Source organism: Pseudomonas sp. GD04158 (assembly GCF_029834875.1).
GTDB classification, from domain to species: domain Bacteria; phylum Pseudomonadota; class Gammaproteobacteria; order Pseudomonadales; family Pseudomonadaceae; genus Aquipseudomonas; species Aquipseudomonas hydrolytica.
Map to the genome: position 1 here is coordinate 1 of NZ_JAODYT010000120.1, position 7,583 is coordinate 7,583.

The following is a 7,583-nucleotide window of genomic DNA, read 5'->3' on the forward strand; positions in this document are numbered from 1 at the left end:
CGCCGCGCGCCAGTTGCGCCTGCCGCTGCATGGCGTGGCGATGGACGAGCGCGGCATCCTGCCCGACGAGCTCGACCGCCAGGCACGTGCCACCGGTGCTCGCGTGGTGGTGCTTACCCCCTGCCTGCAGAACCCCACTGGCGCCAGTCTGGACGCCGAGCGGCGCGCCGCCATCGCCGAGGTGGCGCGCCGACGCGAGCTGTGGATCGTCGAGGATGACGTCTACGGCGTGCTCGGCAGCGCGGCGCCACTGGCGGTGCAGGTGGCCGAACGCTGTCTGCTGATCAGCAGCCTGTCCAAGAGCGTGGCCCCGGGTTTGCGCCTGGGTTTTATCGCCGGCGCACCCGAGCTGCTCGAGCGTATCGACCCCGAAGCCCAGGCCACCCGCTGGGCGGTGACGCCGCTGAGCCTGGCGCTGGCCTGCGAATGGGTCGAAAGCGGCATCGCCGAACGGCGCCTGGCCTGGCAGATCGAGGAATTGCAGCAGCGCTGGCGCCTGGCCGCGCGGGTGCTCGGGCCGCGCATGCCGCAGGGCAGGGCGGTGGCGCCGCATCTGTGGCTCGATGGCGCGCCGCCGGCCGGTTTGGCCGAGGCCTGTCGGCAGCATGGCGTGGAGGTGGTGCCGGCCGAGGTATTCGCGGTGGAGGCCAATCCGGGGCATGCGGTGCGCATCAGCCTCGCCGCGGCGGCCAGCCGGGTTGAGCTCAAGCGTGCATTGGAAGGGATAGTCGCAGCCTGGCCCGTTTAGCCAAGAGACATATGCAGAATCGGAAAGGGCCGCCCGCCGCCATCCAGACGCGAGCGATCGGTCACCACGAAACCCAGGTGCTGGTAGAAACCAACGGCCTGCGGGTTCTGCTCGTTGACGTCGACCCGCGTAGCGCCCAGCTCGTCGATGGCGTGGCGCATCAGCCGCTTGCCCACGCCCTGACCGTGACAGGCCGGGTCGACGAAGAGCATTTCCACCATGCCCTCGGCCGTGCCGAGAAAACCCAGGATTCGCCCCGCATCATCGCGTGCGCAGGTCAGCTGCACGGCCGGGAAATACTGCTCGCGCAGCAGCGGCTTGATTACCTGCAGGTCGCTCTCCGGCAGGAAGTGGTGGGTGGCGCGCACGGCGGCCTCCCAGATTTCCACCAGGGTGGGCAGTTCGGCAGGGCTGGGGGTGTCGAGAGTCAGTGGCATGAGGGCAGGCATCTTGGATGAAGCGGGGCGCAGAGCATGCCAGCTCCGCGCCCATGCTGTCATTTGCTGGCGTCGAGCACCACGCGATAGCGCGCCTTGCCGCTGCGCAGGTGGTCGATGGCCGCGTTCACCTGGCTCATGGGGAATTGCTCGACCTGCGGCAGGATCTGGTGGCGGGCGCAGAACTCCAACATGGTCGCCATGGTGCTCGGCGAGCCCACTGGCGAGCCGGACAGGCTCTTCTGCTGCGGGATCAGGTTGAACACGTGCACCGGGATGGCGCTGGGCACGATGCCGACGAAGTGCAGGCGACCCTTGCCACGCAGGGTGGCGATCAACGCCTGCCAGTCCAGATCGGCGCTGGCGGTGACCAGGAGAAAATCCAGCGTGCCGGCAATCGCCTTCATCGCTGCGCTGTCGGTGGAGGCCACCACCTTGTGCGCGCCCAGGCGCTTGGCTTCGTCCTGTTTGTTCAGCGAGGAGGTGAAGGCGGTCACCTCGCAGCCCCAGGCGTTGAGAAAACGCAGCGCCAGGTGGCCGAGGCCACCGATGCCGACCACGCCGACGCGGTCGGTGGGCTTGATGTCGAATTCCAGCAGCGGGCTGAACACCGTGGAGCCGGCGCAGAACAGTGGGCCGACCAATGCCGGGTCGAGCCCGTCGGGCAGCGGCACGGCCCAGGCCCAGTGCGAGCGCAGGCGGTCGGCGAAGCCGCCGTGGCTGCCGACGATGGTCGGCTTCACCGAACGGCACAGCTGGTGCGAGCCCTCCATGCACGAGCCGCAATGCATGCAGCTGCCCTTGTACCAGCCGATGCCGACGCGCTGGCCCAGCTTGAGGCCGCGCGCCTGCTCGCCGAGACGGACGACGGTGCCCACCACTTCATGACCGGGGATGAAGGGGTAGCGCGCGTTGCCCCATTCGTTGTCGATCATCGACTGGTCGGAGTGGCAGATGCCGCAGTATTCCACCGCGATCTCGACTTCCTCGGCACCCAGCGGGCCAGGGTCGTAGCTCAGGGGCTCCAATGGTGCCTTGGGCGCGGTGGCGGCCCAGCCGCTGAAAGTGGCGAGTTCGGCGCTGCTGCTCATGGCTGACTCCTGTTTCGAGGGGAGGGAATCAGCAGCTTAGTCGCCGCGTCGCGGCGGGGAAGCACCATCAGCGCCGCTTATCGTGAGTTACACTGCAAGGCCCAGTTCCACCGAAGCCTGTCGCATGTCTCGCCCTCGTCCTCCTGCCAGTCGCCGTCCCGCTACCCCGCACCGTGTGGCCAAGGCGCCGCCCGCGCAGCCGCGGCTGATCCTGCTGAACAAGCCGTTCGACGTGCTGACCCAGTTCAACGACGAGCAGGGCCGCGCCACCCTCAAGGACTTCGTCGAGGTGCCCGGCGTCTATCCGGCCGGGCGCCTGGATCGCGACAGCGAAGGCCTGCTGCTGCTGACCAACGACGGCCGCCTGCAGGCGCGCATCGCCGACCCTAGGCACAAGCTGGCGAAGACTTACTGGGTGCAGGTGGAGGGCGAACCGAGCGAGGCGCAGCTGCAGCAGTTGCGCGATGGCGTGACGCTCAATGACGGCCCGACCCTGCCGGCCGAGGCGCGGCTATTGGACGAACCGCAGCTGTGGGACAGGAATCCGCCGGTGCGCTTTCGCAAGAGCGTGCCGACCAGTTGGCTGGAGCTGGTGATCCGCGAGGGGCGCAACCGCCAGGTGCGGCGCATGACCGCCGCGGTGGGCCTGCCCACGCTGCGCCTGGTGCGTGTGGCCATCGGCCCCTGGACGTTGAGTGGCCTGCAACCTGGTCAATGGTGCGAGGTCCCGGCGTTATTGCCATAGGGAACGCCACTGCCGGCGAAGTGGGTGCGCACGGCGCCGGTGTCCCCGTAGGGTGCGCCGCGCGCACCAGGGTTCCCGTGTCGCCGCTGGACGACGGGTACAGGAGGAGAACGGCGACGGCCGCGGTGATCGGTGAGGCGCACCGCGCAGCGGACGTTTTGTCGCAGAGGCCGACCCTGGCGAAATGACCTGAATCAATAACCGCCCTTGATCACGGCGATACCTTTGTTCAGCACTTCACGCCAGGCCTGGCGTATGTCCGCGTCGCACTCCTTGTCGTGTTCGCTGATGGTCAGCAGTAGCGCGTCGAGCCACAGGTCGTAGAGTTCGGGGCGGATATCCAGGCGCTGGCGCGAGTGCGATTCGCCAAGGGCGCGCAGCTTGGTGTCCGGCATGCCGCGGGCATGCATCACCAGATTCATGATGCCCTGGCGCAGCAGCTGCTTCTGCGCGCTCATGTCGGTATCGACGAACTTCTCGCGGATCAGCGGCGAGCTGGCGAGGAAGTGGCGGTAGAAATCGTCGAAGAAGGCGGGGCTGGCGCAGCAGCGTCCATAGCTCTGCATCACCAGATTGGCGGCGCTCATGTGTAACTCCTTGGGTTGCTGGCCGCCTCACCAAGGCGGCCCTGAATCGATCGGACGCGTGGCGGGCGCTGGGCGATACGTCAGCCGTGGATACCGCGTGCGGTCTCGATGATGTAGGTGATGATGGGTTTCGCCAGGAAGGCGAACAGGCACAGGCCCAGGCCGAGGAACAGGATGGCGGTGCCGAGACGGCCGGCCTTGGACTTCTTCGCCAGGTCCCAGATGATGAAGAACATGAACAGCATCAGCCCGCCGACCAGCACGTACATCATCAGGGCTTCGAATTGTTCGGTTTCCATGGGACCTCGGGATTCGGACGGAAAAAACAGGGCGGGGATTATACGCGCCCTGTCTTGGACCGCGGCATGATCCGTTTCTCCCTGCGACTTTCAGTCGCGCAGGTGCTGTAACGGCAACTGGGTGCTGGACAGGATCTGCTGCAGCACGAAGCTCGAGCGCACGCTGGATACGCCATCGATGCGGGTCAGGGTGCCCAGCAGCAGCTTCTGGTAATGATCCATGTCCGGTACCACCACCTTCAGCTGGTAGTCAGCGTCCATGCCGGTGACCAGGCAGCACTCCAGCACCTCCGGGCATTTGCGAATCTGTTCCTGAAAATGTTCGAAGCGCTCCGGCGTATGCCGGTCCATGCCGATCAGCACGTAGGCGGTCAGGCTCAGGCCGAGCTTCTTGCGGTCGAGCAGCGCCACCTGGCCGAGAATGTAGCCATCGTCTTCCAGTTGTTTGACCCGGCGCGAGCAGGGCGAGGGCGACAGGCCGATACGTTCGGCCAGTTCCTGATTGGACAGCCCGGCGTCGCGCTGCAATTCGGCAAGAATGTTCAGGTCGTAGCGGTCGAGTTTGTTCATTGCGCGCGGTCCCCGTTATCGAATTGCGAGCAATGATGATCCTTTAGGTGAAAATTGCGCAATAGCCTGGTCGATAAGCAATATTCGCAATCTTCTTTCGGCGCCACAGGCGTAAGCTTTCTCTCAGTTTCACGGCCCGGACGACAAGTCCTACCGGACTCGCCCAACCAGGTGAGCCGGCGCCGACGGTCCTACCGGACCGCACCGGCACCCGGGTCCGCACTGCCCAACCAGGCGGGCGACGAAAGCGGCGACAACATCGCCAGTACCGGACAGATTCCCCGAGGGGGCCGCAAGGCCCCTTTTTTATGGCCTGCAAATGGCCAATCGCGAGGCCGGCTACGGCAGTCGAGGGGCCAGTCTCAGTGCCTGACGACCTCGGGCGGGTCGGCATGCACCAGCACTTCGGATCTCGGGTAATGCTCGCGAATCGCTCGCTCCACTGCCACGCAGTGCGCGTGCGCCTCGGACAGGCTCATCTCGCCCGGCAGCTCCAGATGCAACTGGACGAACCAGCGGGTGCCAGAGACGCGGGTGCGCAGGTCGTGTGCGCCGAGTACGCCGGGCACGGCGCAGGCGAGCTGGTGCATGTGCTGGCTGACCTCGCTGGGCAGCGCCTCGTCCATCAGCACCGCCACCGCGCCGCGCACGATGCTGATGGCGCTCCAGAAGATGTAGAAGGCGATGCCGATGGCGAAGATCGCATCCATCTGCAGCCAGCCGAAGCGGGTCAGCAGCAGGGCGAGCAGGATGCTGCTATTGAGCAGGATGTCGGAGCGGTAGTGCAGGGAATCGGCGTGGATGGCGGTGGAGCCGGTCTCGCGTACCACCTTGCGCTGGAAGCCCAGCAGGGCGAGGGTCAGTGCCAGTGACAGCAGCATCACCGCAATGCCGACGCCCTCGGCCTCCAGCGGCTGCGGCGCCTGCAGGCGCTCGATGCCCTGCAGACCGATGAGCACCGCGCTGACGCCGATGAACAGCGCCTGGCCCAAACCCGCCAGGGCCTCGGCCTTGCCATGGCCGTAGCGGTGGTCCTCGTCGGCCGGGCGCAGGGCGAAATGCACGGCGATCAGGTTGATCAGCGAGGCGGCACTGTCGAGCAGCGAATCGGTCAGACCCGCCAGCAGGCTGACCGAGCCGCTCAGCCACCAGGCGATGGCCTTGGCCAGCACCAGGGTCAGCGCTACTGTCAGCGCTGCCCGGGTGGCCAGGCGCATCAGCCTGGCATGGGGCGCGTGCATGGCCTCAGGCGGCCGGGCGCAGACCGTAGGCGGCCAGTTGCTCGGTGCTGCCGCTGTGCTGGATCAGGCGCGGGTCGTCCAGCGGCAGCTGATGGCCGGTGCTGCTTTCGATCAGCGCCTTGAGGGCGTACTGGTCGACCTTGCCGTCTTCGCCGATCAACTGCTTGAGCTGCTGCGGATCGACCTGAGCGGTCTGGCCCTGCGGCAGGTAGATGGCGCCGGTGGCGAAGTCGACGGCGAAGGCGATCAGGCCGGGAATCACGTAGAACAGGATGCCGATGGCGTTGGCCCCGGCGATCAACGGGTCGATCTGGCCTTCGATCTGGCCGCGACGATCCGGATAGAAGATGGTGCCGCAGGCGGTCAGTTGAGTGAACAGGGTTGCGGCGACAACGCCGGCGATAACTCGGGATTTCGTGCGCATCGAGCACCTCCATGGAAAAAAGTGGCGCAACTATAGCAAGGCGGTGATTGCAAAACTGCTGCTCGATCTTTCTGACTCGCGGGGCGGTTGGCAGTTCGCCGTTATAATCGCCGGCTTGCTGCGGAGAGACCATGAACGCCCTGCCCATCGATGCCCTGTTACCTGCCCTGCGCGATGCCTTGAGCGCCCGCCACGAAGTGGTGCTGGAGGCGCCGCCCGGCGCCGGCAAGACCACCCGCGTGCCTCTGGCGCTGCTCGATGCGCCCTGGCTGGCCGGACAGACCATCCTCATGCTCGAACCACGCCGACTGGCCGCCCGCGCCGCCGCCGAGCGCCTGGCCAGCGAGCTGGGCGAACGGGTCGGCGAGACGGTGGGCTACCGCATTCGCCTGGACAGCAAGGTGGGGCCGAACACGCGCATCGAGGTGGTCACCGAAGGCATCCTCGCCCGCCGCCTGCAGGACGATCCGGCGCTGGAAGGCGTCGGCCTGGTGATCTTCGACGAATTCCACGAGCGCAGCCTGGATGCCGATCTGGCCCTGGCGCTGACCCTCAACGGCCGCGCCATGTTCCGCGGCGAAGGCAGCGGCGAGGCGCCGCTAAAGGTGCTGCTGATGTCCGCCACCCTGGAAGGGGAGCGTCTGGCGGCGCTGCTTGGTGAGGCGCCGGTGCTGCGCAGCGAAGGGCGCATGTTTCCGGTGGATATCCGCTGGGGCGCGCCATTTCAGCCAGGCGAGTGGATCGAGCCACGGGTGCTGCAGACGGTGCAGCAGGCGCTGGCCGACGAGCCCGGCAGCCTGCTGGTGTTCCTGCCCGGGCAGGCCGAGATCCGCCGCGTCGCCGAGCAACTGGGCGAGGCGCTGGCGGGGCGCGACGACATTCTGCTCTGCCCGCTGCATGGCGAGCTCGATCTGGCCGCCCAGCGCGCCGCCATCGAGCCGGCGCCGGCGGGTACGCGCAAGGTGGTGCTGGCCACCAATATCGCCGAGACCAGCCTGACCATCGACGGCGTGCGCGTGGTGGTGGATGCCGGCCTGGCGCGGGTGCCGCGCTTCGACCCGGCCAGTGGCATGACCCGTCTCGATACCCAGCGCATCTCCCGGGCTTCCGCGACCCAGCGTGCCGGCCGCGCCGGGCGTCTGCAGCCGGGTGTGTGCTATCGGCTGTGGTCGCAGGCGCAGCACGAGCAGCTCAGCGCCTATTCCGGTGCGGAAATCCTTGCGGCCGATCTGGCCGGGCTGGCCCTGCAACTGCTGCGCTGGGGCGTGACGCCACAGGAGCTGAGCTGGCTCGACGTGCCGCCGCCGGCTGCCTACGCGCAGGCGCTGGATCTGCTCGGTCGCCTCGGCGCGCTGGACGAACGTGGCGCGCTCAATGCCCATGGCCAGGCCATGGCCGAGCTGCCCAGCCATCCGCGCATCGCCCATCTGCTGCTGCGTGG

The 7,583-nt window shown here is 67.3% G+C and carries 10 protein-coding genes; 3 read left to right on the forward strand and 7 right to left on the reverse strand.

Annotated elements, in window-relative coordinates; genetic code table 11:
• Positions 1–748 (forward strand): PLP-dependent aminotransferase family protein (locus tag N7333_RS23135; RefSeq protein WP_279859442.1); only part of this gene is annotated, 748 nt, incomplete at its 5' end.
• Here the strand turns inward: N7333_RS23135 and N7333_RS23140 are convergent.
• Both N7333_RS23140 and N7333_RS23145 read right to left on the reverse strand, forming a co-directional pair.
• Complete coding sequence (locus N7333_RS23140; RefSeq protein ID WP_129482978.1) at positions 745–1,185, reverse strand: acetyltransferase; 441 nt, start codon at positions 1,183–1,185, stop codon at positions 745–747. The genes N7333_RS23135 and N7333_RS23140 overlap by 4 nt on opposite strands.
• A 59-nt stretch (positions 1,186–1,244) precedes the next feature.
• Positions 1,245–2,276, reverse strand: a complete 1,032-nt coding sequence (locus N7333_RS23145) for an NAD(P)-dependent alcohol dehydrogenase (RefSeq protein WP_129482977.1) — start codon at positions 2,274–2,276, stop codon at positions 1,245–1,247.
• A gap of 175 nt (positions 2,277–2,451) precedes the next feature.
• Here N7333_RS23145 and N7333_RS23150 point away from each other — a divergent pair, with 175 nt between their 5' ends.
• Positions 2,452–3,021 (forward strand): pseudouridine synthase, encoded by a 570-nt coding sequence (locus tag N7333_RS23150; protein ID WP_177491171.1) that lies wholly within the window; start codon positions 2,452–2,454, stop codon positions 3,019–3,021.
• Positions 3,022–3,215: 194 nt separating this feature from the next.
• Here the strand turns inward: N7333_RS23150 and N7333_RS23155 are convergent, their stop codons facing one another.
• From N7333_RS23155 to N7333_RS23175, 5 genes are all read right to left on the reverse strand, one after another.
• Positions 3,216–3,608 (reverse strand): globin, encoded by a 393-nt coding sequence (locus N7333_RS23155; RefSeq protein WP_096825574.1) that lies wholly within the window; start codon positions 3,606–3,608, stop codon positions 3,216–3,218.
• A gap of 80 nt (positions 3,609–3,688) precedes the next feature.
• Positions 3,689–3,907 carry a DUF2788 domain-containing protein gene (locus N7333_RS23160; RefSeq protein ID WP_003240295.1) on the reverse strand — a complete coding sequence of 73 codons (219 nt, stop codon included), beginning with the start codon at positions 3,905–3,907 and terminating at the stop codon, positions 3,689–3,691.
• Between the two features lie 90 nt (positions 3,908–3,997).
• Positions 3,998–4,477, reverse strand: a complete 480-nt coding sequence (locus tag N7333_RS23165) for an Lrp/AsnC family transcriptional regulator (protein ID WP_012019674.1) — start codon at positions 4,475–4,477, stop codon at positions 3,998–4,000.
• A gap of 362 nt (positions 4,478–4,839) precedes the next feature.
• Positions 4,840–5,718 carry a cation diffusion facilitator family transporter gene (locus N7333_RS23170; RefSeq protein WP_096825575.1) on the reverse strand — a complete coding sequence of 293 codons (879 nt, stop codon included), beginning with the start codon at positions 5,716–5,718 and terminating at the stop codon, positions 4,840–4,842.
• 4 nt (positions 5,719–5,722) lie between these two features.
• Positions 5,723–6,142, reverse strand: a complete 420-nt coding sequence (locus N7333_RS23175) for a hypothetical protein (protein ID WP_003240301.1) — start codon at positions 6,140–6,142, stop codon at positions 5,723–5,725.
• Positions 6,143–6,273: 131 nt separating this feature from the next.
• Here N7333_RS23175 and hrpB point away from each other — a divergent pair.
• On the forward strand, positions 6,274–7,583 hold a 1,310-nt coding region (hrpB, locus tag N7333_RS23180; protein ID WP_279859443.1), incomplete at its 3' end, for an ATP-dependent helicase HrpB.

What these genes read in the sequence shown, in the direction of transcription:
- N7333_RS23140 (WP_129482978.1), bottom strand. Translation starts at nt 1,185, where the DNA reads ATGCCACTGACTCTCGACACCCCCAGCCCTGCCGAACTGCCCACCCTG.
- N7333_RS23145 (WP_129482977.1), bottom strand. Translation starts at nt 2,276, where the DNA reads ATGAGCAGCAGCGCCGAACTCGCCACTTTCAGCGGCTGGGCCGCCACC.
- N7333_RS23155 (WP_096825574.1), bottom strand. Translation starts at nt 3,608, where the DNA reads ATGAGCGCCGCCAATCTGGTGATGCAGAGCTATGGACGCTGCTGCGCC.
- N7333_RS23160 (WP_003240295.1), bottom strand. Translation starts at nt 3,907, where the DNA reads ATGGAAACCGAACAATTCGAAGCCCTGATGATGTACGTGCTGGTCGGC.
- N7333_RS23165 (WP_012019674.1), bottom strand. Translation starts at nt 4,477, where the DNA reads ATGAACAAACTCGACCGCTACGACCTGAACATTCTTGCCGAATTGCAG.
- N7333_RS23170 (WP_096825575.1), bottom strand. Translation starts at nt 5,718, where the DNA reads ATGCACGCGCCCCATGCCAGGCTGATGCGCCTGGCCACCCGGGCAGCG.
- N7333_RS23175 (WP_003240301.1), bottom strand. Translation starts at nt 6,142, where the DNA reads ATGCGCACGAAATCCCGAGTTATCGCCGGCGTTGTCGCCGCAACCCTG.